The sequence below is a fragment of the Sphingomonas sp. SORGH_AS_0950 genome, from assembly GCF_030818415.1.
Taxonomy (GTDB): Bacteria; Pseudomonadota; Alphaproteobacteria; order Sphingomonadales; family Sphingomonadaceae; genus Sphingomonas.
Map to the genome: position 1 here is coordinate 1,970,001 of NZ_JAUTAE010000001.1, position 18,453 is coordinate 1,988,453.

Here is an 18,453-nt window from a genome sequence, read left to right on the forward strand (position 1 = left end):
GCGCAAGCGGGCTGGCAAGAGTTCGGGCGAAACCTATGCCGCAACCCTGAAGCAGATGCAGCCGGGGGTCGAGACCAGCATCGTCTCGCCCGCCGATGAGGACGGGGCGATGCCCTCGGTCGAGCGGCTGGCGGCGTTCGATGCCATATTCCTGACCGGGTCGCCGATGCACGTCTATGACGACGGGCCCGAGGTGCGCCGCCAGCTCGACTTCATGACGCGGGTCTTTGCCGCGGGCGTGCCCTCCTTCGGGTCGTGTGCGGGGTTGCAGATCGCCGTCGCCGCCGCGGGCGGGCGGGTGCGCAAGATGCCCGAGCGGATGGAGGCGGGGATCGCCCGCCGGATCAGCGCCACCGAAGCCGGGCGGACGCATCCGCTGCTCGCGGGCCGTCCGGCCAGTTGGGACGCCCCGGCGGTCCATGGCGACGAGGTGCTGGAGCTGCCGCCCGGCGCCACGCTGCTGGCGAGCAATGCGGTGACCCGGGTGCAGGCCGCCGAGATACGCTTCGACCGGGGCGTCTTCTGGGGCGTGCAATATCATCCCGAACTCGCCCTGCGCGAGATCGCCATCGCGATCGCGGCGCAGGCGGCCGACTTGGTCGAGGCGGGGCTGGCCGAGCAGGAAGACCAGGTCCGGGCCCGCGCCGCCGAGATCGATGCGCTGCACGACGCCCCCGACAGCCGCACCCTGCGCTGGCGGCTGGGAGTCGATGGGGAATTTGCCGAGGAAGGGCTGCGCCGCCGGGAAATCGCCAATTTCCTCGACAATCTGCCCGGCTTGCGGGGTTAGGCCCCGCTGCTGCCTATGGCCTTGCCGCGACGATCCGGGGCAGCGTCCTGATCGGCTCGACCGTGATCGCCCGGAACCAGGTTTCGGCGCCCTCGGACTGAAGCTGGATATGGCCATGGGTCAGCGGCTGGCGGGAGCCGTCCGGGGCGATCGTCGCCAGGTCGCGCACCTCGGCGACCGGCACGCCGTTGACCACATGCACCGCATGATCGCCGACGACATAGAGGTCGAGCGTGTTCCAGGCACCGACCGGGCGCTCGGCATCGGTCGTCGCCTCGACATTCCAGGTCGGCGTCCCGTTGACGATATCGACCTGCCGCCCGCCCAGGCGATAGCGCAGGTGCGGCGCGATCAGCCTGGGGTCGAAGGCGACATCGGTATGCCCGCGCACCTTGCCCCCGACCGCGACGATCATGCCGGTCGATCCGGTCATGATCTCGAACTCGGCCGAGGGTCGCCAGGTGCCGAACACCTCGCCGGGCACGCCATGGCTGTGATAGAGAAGGCCGTTGTTGCGCGGCTGATCCGCGCGCGGTGCCCAGGTCCTGGCGCCCCATTTGAACTGCAACCGCAGATGATAGTCGCGCAGATCGGCTCGGTGGACCAGGCTGCCCCAGGTCTGCCCCTTCACCCAGATGGCCGGTGCGCCGTCCACCTGCCGGACCGCGAAATCGCCGCCGGTATCGCGACCGGTACCGATCGGGCGCGCACCGGGATCGGCGCGATAGGTGATCGCCGGATCGGCATAGCCCAGCCAGGGGGACCAGCCCGTCAGACTGCGTCCGTCGAACAGTGCGACCCGCCTGCCCGTCGCCTTGGGCAGATCGACCAGCCGCAGCCTTTGCGGCGCGGTCACCGGCTCGCCTGCGATGGCGCGCGCCTGTTCCCTGGAATCCTGCGCCAGCGCCGGTGTGGCCATGACGGCCAGCGCCATCCATGCTCGATCGAACCGCATCATCGCTCCCCTCTCCCACCCGTTCGGTGATTGTCGAGCGATCATAGCGCGTTATCGCTAACAGGCGAGCCCGATTTCGCGGCGGCGGATCACACTCCCGGCGACGCGGTCGGCCGATCAGGGACCGACATCGGCCGCGCCGCTCTGGACCCGCAGGGCCTTGCCCGCCTTGAAGCCCAGCGCGGCACCGACCCGGTCGTCCCAGCCATAGGGATCATTGCGCACGATCGGTTCGCCGTCATCGTCGAACAAGACCGTCTGATAGAGCAGCCGGACGGGAATCTGGTGCGGCAGCTTGACGAAGGTCTCCTTGCCGGTCTCGCGCGCCTTGTGCCATTCGTCGAGCACGCCCTCGTCCCTGGCCAGCATCTCGGCAAAGCCCAGCGCGTCGTCGACCCGGACGCAGCCATGGCTGCGCTGTCGCTGGACCATGCCGAACAACGCCTTGGCGGGGGTGTCGTGCAGATAGATGGCATGGTCGTTCTGCATGTCGAACTTGACCAGCCCCAGCGAATTCTTGGGTCCGGGCTGCTGGACGATCCAGCCGTCCTTCCACACCATGTTGTTCGCGCGGAGATAGCCGGGGCCCTTCTTCGCCAGCTCCTTCTTCTCGATCGAGCGGGGCACCGTCCAGGTCGGGTTGGCGACCAGCCGGAAGATCGGCGATCCGAGCTGCGGCGTCTCGGTATCCGGCTCGCCGACAACCACCTTGCGGGCATCGACGATCTTGCCGTCGCGCCAATAGGTCAGGCGCGCGGCGGCGATGTTGACGTCGATCCGGGTCGCAGGCGGGCGGCGCTCCAGCCAGCGGAGCCGCTCCATCGCGACCGCCACCGCGCGCGCGCGGTCCGCATCGGACATGTTGAGGATGGCGAGCGCCTCGCTGCCGATGATGCCGTCGGGCTTCATCCCGTAATCGGCCTGCATCCGGCGCACCGCATCGACCATCGCAGGCGCATAGCTGTCGCCCCGCGCGGCGTCGGGCACCAGATAGTCGAGCACGACCAGTTCGCGCGCGATCGCCGGAAGGCGGGGATCGGTCGCACCGGGCTTGATCGCCTCGCCATTGCCCTCGATCCGGGTGTCGGGATTTTGCGGCTGGCGGACCATCTTCCCATAGGCGTCGGACAGGCGCTTGTAATTGGCGTCCTGCGGCGCAAGGCCGTCGAGCCACTGGGTCACGTTACCGGCACGCAGCGCGGCGGCCAGCCCGGCTTTCAGGTCGGGCGAGGGCCGGGGCACGGTATAGACCTCGTACAGCTTGGTCGGGTCGGTCGCGCCGCGCGCCAGTGCCGCGGCATAGCGCAGCGCCTGTTCGTTCAGCGCGGCGTCGTCGCTGGCCGTCGCATCGAACGCCATGTGGTCGAGCCCATGCGCCACGCGTCCCTCGATCGCCTGACGAAGCTGCGACCGGGTACGGTCGCTCCAGGTCGCGGGGCCCGCAGGCTGGTCCGCCTGCGCGGAGGCATTCTGATCCGAAGCGACCTGGCCACCGCATGCCGACAGTATCAGGCCCAATGCCAGTGACGTCCCCATCCGTTTATGCACGTGCAACTCCCTCATTCCGCTCCTGAAACGCACGGGGAGCGAAGCGGCTCCCGAGCCTGCGGATCGGGCGAATGGTGGCGTCGGTGCGACAAGGGGCATGCGGCCGGGCGACGGTGTTAAGCCCTGTTGCGGTAGAAGCGGCCATCCCTCTTCGACGGAATCGAACCTTGTCCAACTCCTTGTTTTCACGCCGAGACCTGATGAGCGGCGGCACCGCCGCGCTGGTGATGGCGGCCTTGTCGGAACGCGTGTCGGCGCGCACGCCGGAGCGTCGGTTGGCGCTGGTCAACGCCAATACCCGCGAACGCTGCGACGTGTGCTTCTTCGCCAATGGCCGCTACCGCGCCGACGGGCTGGCCGAGCTGAACCATGCCATGCGCGACTGGCGGACCGGTGCGACGCGGACGATGGACCCCCGGCTGCTCGACCTGCTGGTCCATCTGCGCGACCGGCTCGACATCGCGCCGAACAAGCCGTTGCGGCTGGTGTCGGGCTATCGCAGCCCCAAGACCAACGGCGCGATGCATGCCCGCTCGCACGGCGTCGCCAGCAAGAGCCAGCACATGCTGGGCAAGGCGACCGACATTGCCATTCCGGGCGTGCCGCTCAACCGGCTGCGCGACGCGGCGCTGTCGCTGCGTGGCGGCGGGGTCGGCTATTATCCGCATGACGGCTTCGTCCATGTCGACACCGGCCCCTTGCGCCACTGGAGCTGACCGGGGCGACCGCCGGTTCGGGCGCGCGCCGCGATCCTCGTGCAAGCCGGTACGGGGCCGCCGCCGATTAACATTTCCGTCATGCCGGATCGACACCGCCAAACCTCGGTTAAGTCGACAGGGTCGGCCTGCCGTCGTCCCGTAACGGGAGAGTGGTCGATGGAATGGATCGCATTTCTGGTCGGCTTTACGATCATGTCGCTGGGTTCGCTCGCCATCTATGCCAAGGGCAGCAAGACGCCCCCCGCCCTGCACCACACCATGTTGCACGCGACGGTGCCCTTCATCGCCGCCACCGCCTATCTGGCCATGACGTTCGGGATCGGTACGCTGGTCCATATCGACGGATCGGTGGTCTATCTGGCGCGCTATGCCGACTGGTCGGTGACGACGCCGATCCTGCTGGCGGGGCTGGTGCTGCTGGCCTTTCATGATCGCGGGCAGACGGGGGAAGTCGGCGGCTATCTGACCGCGATCATCGTCCTTGACGTGCTGATGATCGCGACCGGGCTGATCTCGTCGCTGGCGATGGTGCCGGTGCTGAAATGGGTCTGGTATCTCTGGTCCTGCGCCGCCTTTGCCGGTGTCCTCTATCTGCTCTGGGGGCCGCTGCGCGCCATGGCGGTCGAACGCGGCGCGGCGATGGGGGCCGCCTATCGCAAGAATGTCGCGTTCCTGACGGTGATCTGGTTCCTCTATCCGATCGTCTTCTTGATCGGGCCGGAGGGGCTGAAGATCATTTCCGACCCGACCTCGGTCTGGGCGATCCTGATCATGGATGTCGTCGCGAAGGTCGTCTACGCCTTCTATGCGGCCCGCAATCTGGACGACGCGCTGCGGTCCGGGACCGACCACCGCGACGCGCGCGCGTGACGCGGCCTGCCCTGGCGCTCGGCCGGGGCGTGCTGGCGGGGGCGGCCCTGGCCGCCTCCTTCGGTTCGCTGGGCGTGCAACTCGGCTTTGCGATCCTGGCGATCGGCGTCATCGGCATGGCGCATGGAGCGAGCGACCTGGCAGTCGTGCCTCCCCCAAAGCGACGATCCTTCCTCGCGCTGTACGGCGGCGTGTCGCTGATCTGCCTGGCCTGGTGGAGCGCCTTTCCCGCCATCGCGCTGCCGCTGTTCCTGATCGCCTCCGCGCTGCATTTCGCGGCGGAAGAGGACGCCGCCATTTCGCGGCTCCAGCGCGGGGCGCTCGGGGTCGGGTTGATTGCGATACCGGCGGTGCTCCATCCCCGGGGCTATGAAGCGCTGCTGACGCTGGCGGGCGGCATGCCGGTGCCCTCCCCCGTCCTGGCCGCGCTGATCGCCGCAGGGGGCGTCGCCGGCGGGTTGCTGTTCCTTCGCGCGGGTCGGCGACGCGATCCGCTGCTGGCGATCACCACCGCCGCGCTGTTTCTCCTGCCGCCGCTGGTCGGGTTTTCGGTCGGCTTCCTCCTTCTCCACGCGCTGCCGCAGACCGACGAGCGGCGACGGCGGATGGGCTGTGCGAGCCACCGTGCCTATCTGCGTCGGACGGGCCCGATCCTGGGCGCGGCAGTGCTGCTCGCCGGGCTGGTCGTGACGCTGTTCCTGCATGTCGAGGCGAGCGGTATTCGCGGCCTGTTCGCCGCGATCGCGGCACTGGCCATGCCGCATCTGCTGGTCACCCCCGCCTTTGGCCGCGATCGAACGCATGGCCGCCCGCTTTGGCCCCGGAACAGGCAGGGATCGTATCGAGTTCCCCTGCCGAGGATTCCCCCGACCATGATCCCGCCCCGGCGGGAAGGAGCAACCCCATGAAGACCAACGGCAATACGATCCTGATGACCGGCGGCGGCAGCGGCATCGGCGAAGCGCTGGCGCACCGGTTCCACGATCGCGGCGATACCGTCATCATCGCCGGGCGGCGGCAGGACGCGCTGGACCGCGCGGCGGCGGGGCGGGAGCGTATCCATACCGCGGTCCTGGACGTCGAGGACGATGCCGCCGTCCAGAGCTTTGCGCGGCAGATCGTCGCCGACTTCCCCGCGCTGAACATCCTGTTCAACAATGCCGGGATCATGCGGTTCGAGGACCTGACCGGCCGACGCGACCTGTCCGATGCCGAGGCGACGGTGACGACCAACCTGCTCGGCCCGATCCGGCTGACCAACGCGCTGATCGACCATCTGGTCGCCCAGCCCGATGCGGCGATCGTCAACGTCACCTCGGGCCTGGCCTTCGTGCCGCTGGTGGCCACGCCGACCTATTCGGCGACCAAGGCGGCGATCCATTCCTACACCGTCTCGCTGCGCACCCAGTTGGCGGGCAAGGTCGAGGTCATCGAACTGGCCCCGCCGGGCGTCCAGACCGACCTGACGCCGGGCCAGGCCAGGCGTCCGGGCTATATGCCGCTGGAAGCCTTTGCCGATGCCGTCGCCGCGCAGTTCGCGCAAGACCCGACTCCGTCCGAGATCCTGGTCGACGAGGTCCAGTTCCTGCGTCAGGCGGAACGCGAGGGCCGGTTCGACGAAACGCTCAAGACGCTGACCGAACGCGCCGCCGCCCAACGCAAGGCGGGCGATGCCTGACCCGCGCCGCCGCGCTTCCCGCACGCCGGGCGCAGGGCTATAAATGCCTTCTTCGTAAGGACCTGCCGATGCGTCTGATCGCGATCGAGGAACATATCCTTCCCCAGGAGGTGCGCGACGCGTGGCAGGCGGCCCCGCCGCCGCACGACCCCGTCTCGGCCTTTGCCGATGGCGGCGAGAATGGGCGGCGGCTGGCCGATCTGGGCGAAGCGCGGATCGCGCTGATGGACGAGCAGGGCGTCGACGTGCAGGTCCTGTCGCTCACCACGCCGGGGCTCCACAATCTGGCGCCCGGCGTCGCGGTCGACATGGCGCGGCGGGTCAACGACCGGATCGCCGAGGCGTGCGCGCGGCATCCCGACCGCTTCCAGGGGCTGGCCGCGCTGCCGACGCCCGACGCGGACGCCGCGCCGCGCCGCGCGAGTTGGAGCGCGCGGTGCGCGAGCTGGGGCTGAAGGGCGCGCTGTTGTGCGGGCGGACGCGCGAGCGCCATCTGGATCATCCCGACTTCCGCCCGCTGCTGGCCCGCGCGGCGGCGCTTGGCGTGCCGCTGTTCATCCATCCGCAGACGCCGCTGGCCGAGGTGCGCCGGGCCAATTATTCGGGGATCGGCGAGACGGCGGACCTCGCGCTCGCCGCCTTCGGGCTGGGCTGGCATTACGAGGCCGGGCTGCAATGGATCCGGCTGGCGGCGGCCGGCGTCTTCGATGCGCTGCCCGACCTCCAGATCATCCTGGGCCATTGGGGCGAGGTCGTGCTGTTCTATCTGGAGCGGACCGCCGCCGTCTTCGAACGCGCGCTCACCCTGCAACGCCCGCTGGCGGACTATGCCCGGCGCAATCTCTACGTCACCGGCAGCGGCATGTGGAGCGAGGCCTATCTGCAACGCTGCCTCGAGATCGTCGGGCCGGAGCGGCTGCTCTTCTCGACCGACTTCCCCTATCAATACCGGCCCGGCGGGGCCCCGCGCCGGTTCCTCGATACCGTCCCGCTCGACGAGGCGGCACGGCGAGGGTTGGCGCATGGCAATTGGGAAAGGCTGACCGGCGCGGTCGGATAGAGCGGCCCGCCCGGCCCCCTCAGCTCGCCTTGGGCAGCGCATAGGCCAGCGTATAGTCGCCATAACGCGTGCCCAGCGCGCCATGGCCACCGGCGGTGATGACGACATATTGGCGGCCGTCGCGCCCGCGATAGGTCATCGGCGTCGCCTGCGCCCCGGCGGGCAGCCGCGCCCGCCACACCACCTTGCCGGTATTCAGGTCATAGGCGCGCAGATACTGGTCGGTCGTCGCGCCGATGAACGCCAGCCCGCCCGCGGTGATGATCGAGCCGCCCAGATTGGGCACCCCGGTCTTCAACGGCACGCCCAGATGCGATCCGAACAGCCCGGTATCCTGTGCGGTGCCCAGCACCTTCTTCCACAGGATGCGCCGGGTGCCCAGATCGACCGCGGTCAGATGGCCCCAGGGCGGCGCGACGCAAGGCGCGCCGAAGATTCCCACCCACGCCTTCACCACCGCGACATAGGGGGTGTTGTACTGCGTCTGGAGCTGCGCCTGCTTGGCATTCTCGCCGCCTTGTTTCTGCTTCATCAGCGATGCGACGCGCGGGTCGTCGCGGCGCATCAGCCACAGCTTGAACGGCATCTCCATCGTGTTGACCGTCATGATGCCCCGCACCGGATCGACGGCGGCCCCGCCCCAGTCAGTGACGCCGTCAAAGGCGGGGTGGCCGATGATCGGCCGCAGGCCCATCGGCTGATAGATGCCCGTCCCCTGCGCGCGGCGGATGTCGATGCGGCAGAAGAGCTGGTCGATCGGCGTCGCGCCCCAGGTCGCGACCTCGGTCGGCGCGGGCGGGGTGAAGCTGGGCATCCCGGTCGAGAAGGGCTGGGTCGGCGACACGCGCACGCCCGGCGTCGCGCCGTCGGTGCGCACCGGCTTTTCGGTGATCGCCGCGATCGGGGCGCCGGTCAGCCGGTTGAGGAAATAGACCTGCCCCATCTTGGTCGTCTGGATCAGCGCCGGGATCACCCGGCCGTCGGGCGCGCGATAGTCGAACAGCGAGGGACCGATTGGCAGGTCCATGTCCCACATGTCGCGGTGGACCAGCTGCCGCGTCCAGCGCAGCTTGCCGGTGGCGATGTCGAGCGCGACGATCGACGAGCCGAACCGGTCGTCGAACGGACGGCGATAGCCGATCCAGTAATCGGGCGAGGCATTGCCCGTCCCCAGATAGACGATGCCGTTGGCCGCATCGGCGGTGATCGCCCCCCACACATTGGGGGTGCCGCGCGTATAGGTCTGGCCTTCGGGCAGCGGCGCGATCGCATCCTGCGACCGGCCCACGTCCCAGGCCCAGACCGGCGCGCCCGATACCGGATCATAGGCGCGCACCACGCCCGAGGGGATGTCGCGATTGACATTGTCGATGATCCGCTCGCCGATGATCAGCCGGCCATTGACCACGACCGGCGGCGTCGTGCCGATCTGGTCGGAGGGCCGCGACGTGCCCATATTGGTGCGCAGGTCGATCGCGCCGTTGTTCGCAAAGCCGGTGCAAGGCCGCCCCGTATCCGCATCGAGCGCGACGAGCCGCGCGTTGAAGGTCGGCGCGAAGATGCGATGCGGGCAAGGCGTCCCTTCGGGAGCCTCGAAATAGGTGACGCCACGGCACACCAGATAGTTGTTGCCCTGGATCGGCGCGTCCTCGTGCCAGCTCCATTTCGTCTTGCCGGTCGTCGCGTCGATCGCCTGGACGAAGGAATGCGGCGTACAGGTATAGAGCGTGTCGCCGATATGGATCGGCGTCGCTTCCGAATGATATTCGCGCTTGTGCGCCTGGCTCTCCGCCGCCATCGGCAGGTCGCCGGTCCGCTGGGTCCAGGCGAGTTCGAGCCGCCCGACATTCTGCGGCGTGATGTCCGCCAGCGCCGAGTAACGCCGCCCCGACAGGGTGCCGCCATAATCGCGCCAGTCGCCATCCGCTTCCCCGGTCGGCGCGGCGGGCAGCGCGACGCCGGTCGGTGCCTGCTGCGCCTCGACGCCCTGCCCTCGCAGCCCCCAGGCGCCGATCCCCAGCGCGACCAGCCCCGCCGCCAGCGCGGGCACCGCGCGCGCGCGCGACCGCCAGGATCGGCCATGCAGCCCCGTCAGCAACACGAGGCCGAGCAGCACGGTCGGCGCGACTAGCCGCGGGACGAGCTGGAGCCCGTCCAGCCCCACCTCCCAGAGCGACCAGATCAGCGTCCCGACCCAGATGGCGACGAACAGCCAGCGTCCCAGCGGGCTCCCCCGTCCGAGCAGCGCCCCGCTCGCGACCATCGCGACACCGACGACCAGATAATAGGGCGATCCGCCCAGCGATGCGAGCACGCCCCCGGCCACCGCAAAGAAGCCGCCCAGGATCGCCACGCACCATGCGAGGACCAGCCGGTATATCCGCGCCATCGTCTTGCCCCTTGTTTCTGTAAGCGCCTCAACGCGCCAAGGGTCTTGAAGTCCCAAGATAAATTGATTTTCATCAAAGGCGAGGCGCCGCCGATGCGATACGCGTCACGAAATGTCCGATAGCGGATCGGCCATGGTACCGATCCCAATCTGCCGCGTTGGGGCCTTTTTGGAGAGCCATCATGATCGACCCCAGCACAAGCCGGATCGGCATCCGCCGCGCAGGCGAGATGGCGGCGGTCTTCATGATCGGCGACGGAATGCTGGGCCTGTTGCAGCCGACACGGCATGTCGCGCTGTGGCGGTCGCGGGTCGGCGCGGTGGACGGGTTGGTCCGCCCGTTCGCCGGGCACCCGATGCGGCGACGCACCTATGGCCTGCTCCAGATCGCGGCGGGTCTGGCCCTGGCCGCCCGGCTGAAGCGATAGGGACCACGGCGTTCCGGCGAACCGGGCGCCCCATCGCCCGCATCCGCAGATATAAGGGAGGACCAAAGCCCTATCGACACCCGGAAAAGATGCGTTAGTCACCGGTCAGGAGATTGATATGAAACGCATAATCCTCCGGATGAAGCGATTGCGGCAGGCCGATCACCAAATCTCGTCGCAGGTTCGCGCCGTGTTGGTGGACTCGCTCTATGCGTCTCCCCGCTCCTTGGTCATCGGGGCGCTGACCAGCAGCGCGATCGCGGCGGTGGTCGCCTGGTATAGCGACGACCATTGGCTGATCGCCTGTGCGATCGGCATCGGCCTGGTCGGGCTGGGCCGTATCATCGACACGCTATCGACGCGCGGATCGATCACGGTGCGCGAGCAGGAACGCGGCTATCGCCTGGGGGCCCTGAGCTATTCCGCGCTGCTGGGTCTGTTCGGGCTGCTGACGCTGACCCGGACCGAGGACGGCGTCCTCCACCTGCTGTCCGTCACGACCGCGATCGGCTATGCGGCGGGGATTGCGGGGCGCAATGCCGGGCGGCCGCTGATCGCGCTATCGCAACTCTGCTGCGCCTCGCTGCCGCTGGCGCTGGGGCTGCTGATCCCGTTGCATCCGCTCAAGGCGCTTATGGCGGCGGTTATCCTGCTCTTCGTCATCGCGATGCTGGACATCACCCAGCAGACCTATGCCGTCATCCTGCGCGCCACCGTCGCCTCCGAGGAAAAGGCCGCGCTGGCCGAGCATCATGCGCGCATGGCGCGGCGCGACGACCTGACCGGCGTGGCCAACCGCACCGCCTTTCGCGAGCATTTCGAGGAGCGGCTCGGCGGGCTGTCCGCATCGGGCGGCAAGCTGGCGCTTCTCTGGCTCGATCTCGACCGGTTCAAGGAGGTGAATGATTCCTTCGGCCATCTGGCGGGCAACGAGTTGCTGGTCGCCGTCGCGCGGCGGCTGGATGCGCGGTTCGGCGACAGCGGCATCGTGGCGCGGCTGGGCGGCGACGAATTCGCGGTGCTGTGCCATATCGCCCAGACCGAGACGGCCGAGAGCATCGGCACGACGATCCTCGATCTGGTGCGACAGCCGGTGCCGTTCGGCGGGCACAGGCTGCGCAGTTCCGCCTCGATCGGCGCGGCCGTCGCGCCCGACGATGGCCGCGACGCGGACACCCTGTTGAAGAATGCCGATCTGGCGCTGTACCGCGCCAAGGAAAGCGGGCGCGGGCGCTTCCACCTCTATGAGCCGCTGATGGACGAGAAGATCGAACGCCGTCGCCAGCTCGACGCGGCGATGGAGGGCGCGCTGGAGCGGGGTGAGTTCCACCTGCTCTTCCAGCCGATCTACGGGCTGGCGCAGGGCGGCATCACCTCCTGCGAGGCGCTGTTGCGCTGGAACAGCCCGGAATTCGGCCCGATCTCGCCGGGCGAGTTCATCCCGATCGCCGAGGAGAACGGCCTGATCGTCGCGATCGGCGACTGGGTCCTGCACCAGGCCTGTCGCACCGCCAGCGCATGGCCGCCCGAGGTCACGGTCGCGGTCAACCTGTCGCCCGTCCAGCTGCGCACGCCCGACCTGACCGCCACGGTCCTGAGCGCGCTCCGCACCAGCGGCCTGCCCCCGAAGCGATTGACGCTGGAGGTGACCGAGACGGTCCTGCTCGACGATGTCGAACGCTCGCTGGCGGCGCTGACCGAACTCAACCGGATCGACGTGTGCACCACGCTGGACGATTTCGGGACGGGCTATTCCTCGCTCAGCTACCTCACCCAGTTTCCGTTCCAGACGCTGAAGATCGACCGGTCCTTCGTCGTCGACCTGGAACATAATCCCGCCTCGATCGCGATCATCCAGACGATCGTCGACCTCGCCGCCAAGCTGGGGATGCGGACCGTGGTCGAGGGGGTGGAGACGCCTGCCCAGCTCGACCAGCTGCGCCGGACGCGGTGCGATGCGGTGCAGGGTTTCCTGCTGGCCCGGCCGATGACCGCCGAGCAGATGGCCGGGCTGTTCACCGACCACGCGGTCGCCGCGCCAGACCCCGGGCAGGAGCATCCCCTGCCCGAGGCCGGTTGATCAGCGCGCCGCCTTGTCCCGCAGGCGGGTCTGTGCGGCGACCAGCCGCTCCATCCGTTTCAGATCGCCCTCGGTCAGCCGGAGCGCGGCATCCGCCCACAGGTCGACGACCGCCTCCAGCTCCTCGAGCGGCAACGGATTGACCGCGCGCGACGCCTCATAGATGGCGCAATGCGCGCTGTGCCGCCTCTGGTTCTGGCGGATATAGTCGACGACCATCCGCCGCCCCTCGCCCGGCGCGGCGAGGCCATGGACCAGTCCCATTTCGTACAGTTCCTCGGCGCTGTAGGTCCGGCCGCTGAGGATCATCTGCTCCGCCCGCGCCGCGCCCAGCCGCCGCGACAGGAAGCAATGCGCCCCCATGCCGGGGAACAGGCCGAACATGGTCTCGGGCAATCCGAAACTCGCGCCGCGCTCGGCGATGACGACGTGGAAGGACAGGAGCGCCTCGAACCCGCCGCCCAGCGCATCGCCCTCGGCCAGCGCGATGGTGACGATCGGGCGATCCAGCCCGCGCATGTTGCGGTAGAGGATCTGCACGCAGCGATGGCCGTAGCGGACCAGCGCGGCATGGTCGCGGGTGCGGATGGCGTGCGCGAACAGGTGCAGGTCCCCGCCCAGCGAGAAGACGCCGGGGAAGCGCGAACTGAGCACCAGATAGCGGATCGGCATCGCCCCCGTATCGACGAGTTGGGTGATGTCGTCCTGCCACCGGACGAAATCCTGCAGCAGATCGGGGTTGAAGCTGGGCCGGGTCCGCGCCCGCATATCGGTCCACAGGGTCTGTGTGTCCGGGTCATAGTCGGTGTCGAGTTGCTCGAAGCGAAGCATGGCGCTGGCCGTCGGCACCGCGGCCGTGGCGGTTGGCCGATCGCGACGGTCGGCGGCCAGATTGATGTCGTAAGCGGTCATGGATCATACTCTCTGTCGTGCAGCCCATTGCTGCACGATGGAGATAAGCCCGGCGGGCCAGCCTCTACCCTTGGCAAAATGCCGCGCCGACAAAGACTTAACGCATTATATTTTCGCTCCACCCGCCCATCGGCGGGCCGCCCGGCGGCCGATGCCATGTTGATCCCGCCCATGGCTTGTGTCAGGCAAAGCCATGCAACCCCATATCCGCGCGATCGTCGCCGCCTCGGTCCATGCCTTCGTCACCGGCCGGAAGGTTGCCGGGCTCTACGACCAGTCCACGGCCCGGCATCTTCGGATCGCGGCGGAGGCGCGGGGGCCGCATCTCCAGGGCTATGACGGAGAGCGCAACGCGAAGTTCGGCGGCACCCTGCCCGAACTGCGCGACACCGGGGCCGACGCCGCGATCCATATGGAGGTCGAGGACGACGCGGCGCGGGGCTATGACAGGAGCAGCGCCAGCCACTTCACCGCCAAGGTGGCCGACCAGATGGTGCAGCTATACGATCACGCCGACGGGGCGTGGTTCACCTTCGAGATGCAGAGCGCCCCGCCCAGCCCGTGACGGGCAGGCCCCGCCCCCGGATCAATTGCCGTCGGAGTCGACCACGACCACCACCGGCCGACCGCGCGACGTCGGTTCCCAGCCCGCGGACAGGGCCGCGCGGACGCAGCGCGTGATCGTCGCATCGTCAAGTTGAAGGCGGCCGCGCGGCAACCCCTTCAACAGCCGCTTGGGCGGCGGGAATTCGACCAGGGCTTCGCGCTTGGCATCGTGCTGGAGAAGCCCGATCGTCATGCCCTTCCAGCCCTCGTCATCCGACTGATGGGGTTCGCTGTGCAGGTGCCAGTCATATCGGGCGCCATCGACTTCGACCGTACCGGCATTGTTTCGGGATTTCGACATGGCGCGCGCCCTAGCATGCCGACCCGTGCTTCGCCCAGACCACCGCCCCGCCGGTCGGAGTCGCGGATTCGATCAGGCGACGATGGATCACCCGCATCGCCTCCACATCCCGCCCGCAATAGAGCCGCAGGGCCTGGTCGAGCGCCATGCGGCGACCCGGCGAGCGGTCGGGCGCACTGGCCTCCAGATAGGCTTCGACCGCATCGCCACCCTGCTTCACCGCCAGCCCGGCATAGTCGAGATGCGGCGCGATCGTCGGCAGCACCGCCTTGATCGACCAGCTGCCGCGCTGGTCGCGGTGATACCAGTGATCGCGCGCGACGGGCAGCAGGTCGACGATCCGGTCCGCCAGGCTGGTCAGCGGTGCCGCCAGATCGGGAAAGCACAGCGCGAGCCGTTCGACCACCCCGCGCTCGAAACTGGCATGCCAGGCGATCACCACGCCGGTGGCGGGCAGCGCGGCCAGCGCCTCGGCACAGGCACGACGCGGATCAAGGCCGTCGAGCGACAGGAATTCGCGGCGGGCGATGCGGCCATCGGCCTCCTCGATATCGGCGACGAACTGGAACGGCACCTGTTCATAGGGGCGGCTGCCCGGCCAGACCGGCAGCGCGCGCGACACGGTTTCGAAATCGAGCCAGATGCGGGGATAGGCCCAGTCGCGGGTCGCCGCCGCCGCGCCCGCCGGATCATGCTCGACGGCGCCCGTCATCGTCGCCCGCTGGATCCGCCGGTCGGTATCGGACCGGAGTTCGTCCACGGGCACGCGGGTCAGATCGTCGACGCCGCGTGCCGCGAACCGCTTTCCCGCGCCACGCGGCAGGATCGACACCGGCCATTCGGGGCCGGGCGGCAGGCCGGCACTGCAATGCGCGTGGAAGCCGCACGGATGCGGCGCCCGACATTGATCGCCCGGCAACGTCTGCGGTTCGTCGCCCGCCAGCACCTCCCGCGCGCCGCCCAGGGTCGCGGATCGCTCGGCGACGACCCCGGCGATCCGATCGGTCACATCGGCTTCCGCAAAGACGCCCGAAAGGTCGCCGCCGGGCGGCAGGTCGAATTCCCGGTCGAGGTGACGGACCGCCGCCGAGGCGATCGTCAGCCCGTTCCCCTCGGCCGCCCAGCACTGGGTCGCGACGGTGCCCAGATGCTCGGGCTTGGCCTTGGTCGCGCTGCGCACGTCGATCAGGCGCCAGCGGTCGTCGCTCGCGGGCATGGCGATGGCGATCGTCGCGCAGAGCCCGTCGCGCTCGAACGCGGCGTTCAGGACCGGGCGCCGCGCGGCCAGGGCGGCGCGTGTCGCGGCGACTGCGGCGGGCCAGCCCCGACCATGATCGATCACCGTCGCGCCGGGACATTGCCGCTGCGCCTCGGCCTTGACCGCCTGCGCGGCGGCGCGGCGGGCATCGGCCTCGGCATTTTCCTCGACCGACGCCGCATCGGGGCGAAACCGCATCAGCCACAACAGGCGCGGGCAGCGTTCGAAGGCGGCCAGCCGGGCGGGCGTCATCACCATGCGATCACGAGGCAAAGTCGCAGCCCTCCACACCCCATCCCGTCCAGCGGCGGACCATGTCGCGCGCGTCATCCGACGCCTCGTCATCCTCCATGGCATCGAGCAGCGCGGCATGGCGATCGATCCTGGCCAGCCAGTCGGCGCGGACGGCCTCTATGTCGCGGGGCAGCAGATAACGTTGCCACAACCGGGCCACGCGCCGCTCGGCGAACAGACGCGCCAGCACCGCGCGGGTCCGCCGGAGGGGAAGGTCGCCATGGTCGCGCCGCAGGACGGCGAACATCTGCGAGGGATAGAGTTCGCGCTCTCGGTCGAGCATCGCCAGGATCACGGCATCCATCCGCGTCTCCTCGGGACTGGGCAGGGTCGGCATCGTTCCTCCTGGGTGTTGCGGGACGAGCATTAGCGGGCGAGCGCGATCAGCTGGGCCAGGCCGTTGGCCCCCGTCTTGGCCATGATCGCGGCGCGGTGATCCTCGACCGTCTTGATGCTGAGCCCCAGGAGGTGCGCCACCACCTTGCTGCTATGGCCCAGCACCACCAGGTCGAAGACCTGCCGTTCGCGCACGGTCAGCGCGGCGGTGCGCGCGCGAACGGCGCGCTGATGCCGCGACCAGGCGACCCCCTCGGCCACCGCCGCGATCAGGCGGCGCTCATCGAACGGCTTTTCCAGATAGTCGAGCCCGCCATAGCGCCGCACCGAGTCGACCGCATTGGCGGTGGTCGGCCATGCCGTCATGAACACGATCGCGACCGCCGGATCGATCTCGCGCACCCGGTCGGCGAAACCGAAACCGTCGAGATCGCCCATCATGATGTCGGTCACGACACAGTGCGCGGGCGCATCGGCATAGGCCGACAACAGGATGGCGGGGTCGAGAAACGGTTCGGCGGCATGACCATGGCGGACCAGCAGCCGCGCGACCGCCGCCCCCAGGTCGCGATCGTCATCGACGATATAGACGATCGAGCGCGCGGTGTCCGGGCCCCCCTCGCTCATTGCCCCGCCCCCGCGAGCGGCAGGGTGAGCGCGGCGCAGACATCCCCCGCCGCATTGGCTTGCCGGGTCAGCGTCCCGCCATGCGCCTCGACGATGGCGCGCGCCACCAGCCCGCCGACCCCCATGCCCGGCCGCATCGCCTGGTCCGGCGCGCAGCGGTTGCGGATGCCGATCCGGACCATGTCCCCCTCTCGAGCCGCCGCGATCCCGACCGAACCATCGCAAGCCTGCAAGGCGTTGCGGACGAGGTTCACCATGGCCTGCGACAATTCGATCTCCTGCCCCAGCACGAACAGGTTCGGATCGATCGGATCGATGGTCAGCACGGTCCGCGCCGCCTTCGCCTCCGGCCCGACCAGCGCGGCGACCATATCGATCAGCGCCGCGACCGGCAGCGCGCTGGGTTCGTCCACCGCGCGCCCGCCAAAGCGGCGCAGGCGGCGCACCAGCTGCGACAGGGTCGCGGCCTTGCGGTCGATCAGCGCGGCGGCCTCGGCGATTTCGGGATCGGCATCGGCCGCGATCACCCGCAAATGGCTCGCCTCGATGGCGATCGTGGACAGGGGCTGACTGATCTCGTGGATGACCGCGACCGACATGGCGCGCAGCGTCTTCAGCCGCTCGGCCTGGAACAGCATCCGGTCGCGCCGGGCCAGATCGACCTGCGCCTTGGCCTGTGCGTCCGAAAAGCTGCCCGCGAGATAGCCGACCACGACCACCGACGCCAAGCTCATGTGCAGCGCGAGCCGCTCGGCCAGCGGCAGCGGGCCGGTGGTGAACGGCAGGGTGATCGCCGCGACGACGAGCACCGCGCACCAGCCCGCCGTCCGCCCGAAGCGCAGCCCGATCCAGGCCACCGCCAGCAGCCCCGGCGTCACCGGCGTGCCCAGCCCGACCGCCGCCAGCAGCACCGCCAGCGCCATCGCCGTGCCGAGCACCAGCGCCGCCTCGCCCAGCGCCAGCATCCGCCCCCGATCGATCCGCGCCACCCGTCGCCATCCGGGCGCGCCCTGCACCGCCCAGAGCAGCGGCGGCGCCACCAGCATGACGCCCAGCAGGTCGCCGACCATGAAATTGGTCAGCGACGCGACGAGGCGCGACGCGCCGTCCGCCCCGGTCAGTTCGGGATGCCACAAAGCCCAGGGCAGCGACGCGAGCGAAGCCGCGACCGGGGCCGCGACCGATCCGATGGCGAGCGGCATCGGCGCGACGCCGAGGGTCGATCGCAGATGCGGCGCCAATCGCCGGACCGCCCACACCACCGCGCCATAGGTCAGCGGCGGTCGCGCGACGCCGATCATCGCCATGATCCAGCCCGGCGCGCCCGGCACGATCACGCCGTTGACCGTCTGAACGACCAACTCGGCCATGGCGATCGCGGGGGTCAGGCGCGGTCCCCGGCTCCACAGCAACGCGATCCGAAGACCCGCGGCCGGATAGAGCAGCGAGTAAAAGCCCTGCCCACCCCACATCGCCGCGACATGGTGCGACACCAGGAACGCGACCGCATAGCCCGCAATCCATGGCAGGTCGGCGCGGCGGGGGCGTACCGAACGGAGCAGGGACGACAGGAAAGCGCGGACCGGGATCATCGCCGACTCC

At 69.3% G+C, this 18,453-nt stretch carries 18 protein-coding genes (1 of these 18 cut by a window edge); 9 read left to right on the forward strand and 9 right to left on the reverse strand.

Features of this window, described 5'->3' with window-relative positions:
* Positions 1 to 790 carry the 3' portion of a type 1 glutamine amidotransferase gene (locus QE385_RS08590; RefSeq protein WP_307100909.1) on the forward strand. Its footprint begins 53 nt before the window's first position, so 790 of the gene's 843 nt are visible here — the last part of the coding sequence; its start codon lies off the left edge, out of view; the stop codon is at positions 788 to 790.
* A 13-nt stretch (positions 791 to 803) separates the two neighbouring features.
* On the opposite strand, the gene QE385_RS08595 is transcribed toward QE385_RS08590, so the two are convergent.
* Together QE385_RS08595 and QE385_RS08600 are read right to left on the reverse strand one after the other, a co-directional pair.
* Positions 804 to 1,724 carry a DUF1080 domain-containing protein gene (locus QE385_RS08595; RefSeq protein WP_307100911.1) on the reverse strand — a complete coding sequence of 307 codons (921 nt, stop codon included), beginning with the start codon at positions 1,722 to 1,724 and terminating at the stop codon, positions 804 to 806.
* 138 nt (positions 1,725 to 1,862) lie between these two features.
* Complete coding sequence (locus QE385_RS08600) at positions 1,863 to 3,293, reverse strand: L,D-transpeptidase family protein (protein ID WP_307100914.1); 1,431 nt, start codon at positions 3,291 to 3,293, stop codon at positions 1,863 to 1,865.
* Positions 3,294 to 3,493: 200 nt separating this feature from the next.
* Between QE385_RS08600 and QE385_RS08605 the strand changes: the two genes are divergently transcribed.
* The 5 genes from QE385_RS08605 to QE385_RS08630 all read left to right on the forward strand — a co-directional run bounded on the left by QE385_RS08605 (position 3,494) and on the right by QE385_RS08630 (position 7,620).
* Entirely contained in the window at positions 3,494 to 4,009 is a 516-nt protein-coding gene (locus QE385_RS08605) for a DUF882 domain-containing protein (protein ID WP_373424649.1), read from the forward strand.
* A 159-nt stretch (positions 4,010 to 4,168) separates the two neighbouring features.
* Entirely contained in the window at positions 4,169 to 4,882 is a 714-nt protein-coding gene (locus tag QE385_RS08610; protein ID WP_307100915.1) for a bacteriorhodopsin, read from the forward strand.
* Positions 4,879 to 5,790: a Brp/Blh family beta-carotene 15,15'-dioxygenase gene (locus tag QE385_RS08615; RefSeq protein WP_307100917.1), complete on the forward strand. Its 912-nt coding sequence runs from the start codon at positions 4,879 to 4,881 to the stop codon at positions 5,788 to 5,790. Before QE385_RS08610 ends, QE385_RS08615 begins: the two co-directional genes overlap by 4 nt.
* Entirely contained in the window at positions 5,787 to 6,560 is a 774-nt protein-coding gene (locus tag QE385_RS08620; RefSeq protein ID WP_307100919.1) for an SDR family oxidoreductase, read from the forward strand. Before QE385_RS08615 ends, QE385_RS08620 begins: the two co-directional genes overlap by 4 nt.
* 121 nt (positions 6,561 to 6,681) lie before the next feature.
* Positions 6,682 to 7,620: an amidohydrolase family protein gene (locus QE385_RS08630; protein WP_373424650.1), complete on the forward strand. Its 939-nt coding sequence runs from the start codon at positions 6,682 to 6,684 to the stop codon at positions 7,618 to 7,620.
* Positions 7,621 to 7,639: 19 nt separating this feature from the next.
* Here the strand turns inward: QE385_RS08630 and QE385_RS08635 are convergent, their stop codons facing one another.
* Positions 7,640 to 10,009, reverse strand: a complete 2,370-nt coding sequence (locus tag QE385_RS08635) for a membrane-bound PQQ-dependent dehydrogenase, glucose/quinate/shikimate family (protein WP_307100921.1) — start codon at positions 10,007 to 10,009, stop codon at positions 7,640 to 7,642.
* A gap of 182 nt (positions 10,010 to 10,191) precedes the next feature.
* Here QE385_RS08635 and QE385_RS08640 point away from each other — a divergent pair, with 182 nt between their 5' ends.
* Together QE385_RS08640 and QE385_RS08645 are read left to right on the forward strand one after the other, a co-directional pair.
* Positions 10,192 to 10,437 carry a hypothetical protein gene (locus QE385_RS08640; protein WP_307100923.1) on the forward strand — a complete coding sequence of 82 codons (246 nt, stop codon included), beginning with the start codon at positions 10,192 to 10,194 and terminating at the stop codon, positions 10,435 to 10,437.
* A gap of 118 nt (positions 10,438 to 10,555) precedes the next feature.
* Positions 10,556 to 12,517 (forward strand): bifunctional diguanylate cyclase/phosphodiesterase, encoded by a 1,962-nt coding sequence (locus QE385_RS08645; RefSeq protein WP_307100925.1) that lies wholly within the window; start codon positions 10,556 to 10,558, stop codon positions 12,515 to 12,517.
* Here the strand turns inward: QE385_RS08645 and QE385_RS08650 are convergent, their stop codons facing one another.
* On the reverse strand, positions 12,518 to 13,429 hold the full coding sequence (locus tag QE385_RS08650; RefSeq protein ID WP_307100927.1) for a crotonase/enoyl-CoA hydratase family protein: 912 nt from the start codon (positions 13,427 to 13,429) through the stop codon (positions 12,518 to 12,520).
* A 193-nt stretch (positions 13,430 to 13,622) separates the two neighbouring features.
* Between QE385_RS08650 and QE385_RS08655 the strand changes: the two genes are divergently transcribed.
* Entirely contained in the window at positions 13,623 to 13,994 is a 372-nt protein-coding gene (locus QE385_RS08655; RefSeq protein ID WP_307100929.1) for a hypothetical protein, read from the forward strand.
* A gap of 21 nt (positions 13,995 to 14,015) precedes the next feature.
* On the opposite strand, the gene QE385_RS08660 is transcribed toward QE385_RS08655, so the two are convergent.
* The 5 genes from QE385_RS08660 to QE385_RS08680 are packed head-to-tail and all read right to left on the reverse strand — an operon-like array spanning position 14,016 to position 18,443.
* Entirely contained in the window at positions 14,016 to 14,336 is a 321-nt protein-coding gene (locus tag QE385_RS08660) for a hypothetical protein (protein WP_307100931.1), read from the reverse strand.
* 10 nt (positions 14,337 to 14,346) lie between these two features.
* The gene (locus QE385_RS08665; protein WP_307100932.1) at positions 14,347 to 15,867 is read right to left on the reverse strand and encodes a DUF2779 domain-containing protein; all 1,521 of its coding nucleotides are present in this window, start codon (positions 15,865 to 15,867) and stop codon (positions 14,347 to 14,349) included.
* Positions 15,857 to 16,225 carry a hypothetical protein gene (locus QE385_RS08670; protein ID WP_307100934.1) on the reverse strand — a complete coding sequence of 123 codons (369 nt, stop codon included), beginning with the start codon at positions 16,223 to 16,225 and terminating at the stop codon, positions 15,857 to 15,859. The genes QE385_RS08665 and QE385_RS08670 overlap by 11 nt, the downstream gene beginning before the upstream one ends.
* 29 nt (positions 16,226 to 16,254) lie before the next feature.
* Positions 16,255 to 16,851: a response regulator transcription factor gene (locus QE385_RS08675; RefSeq protein WP_307100936.1), complete on the reverse strand. Its 597-nt coding sequence runs from the start codon at positions 16,849 to 16,851 to the stop codon at positions 16,255 to 16,257.
* Complete coding sequence (locus QE385_RS08680; protein WP_307100938.1) at positions 16,848 to 18,443, reverse strand: sensor histidine kinase; 1,596 nt, start codon at positions 18,441 to 18,443, stop codon at positions 16,848 to 16,850. Before QE385_RS08680 ends, QE385_RS08675 begins: the two co-directional genes overlap by 4 nt.
* Positions 18,444 to 18,453 lie beyond the last annotated feature (10 nt).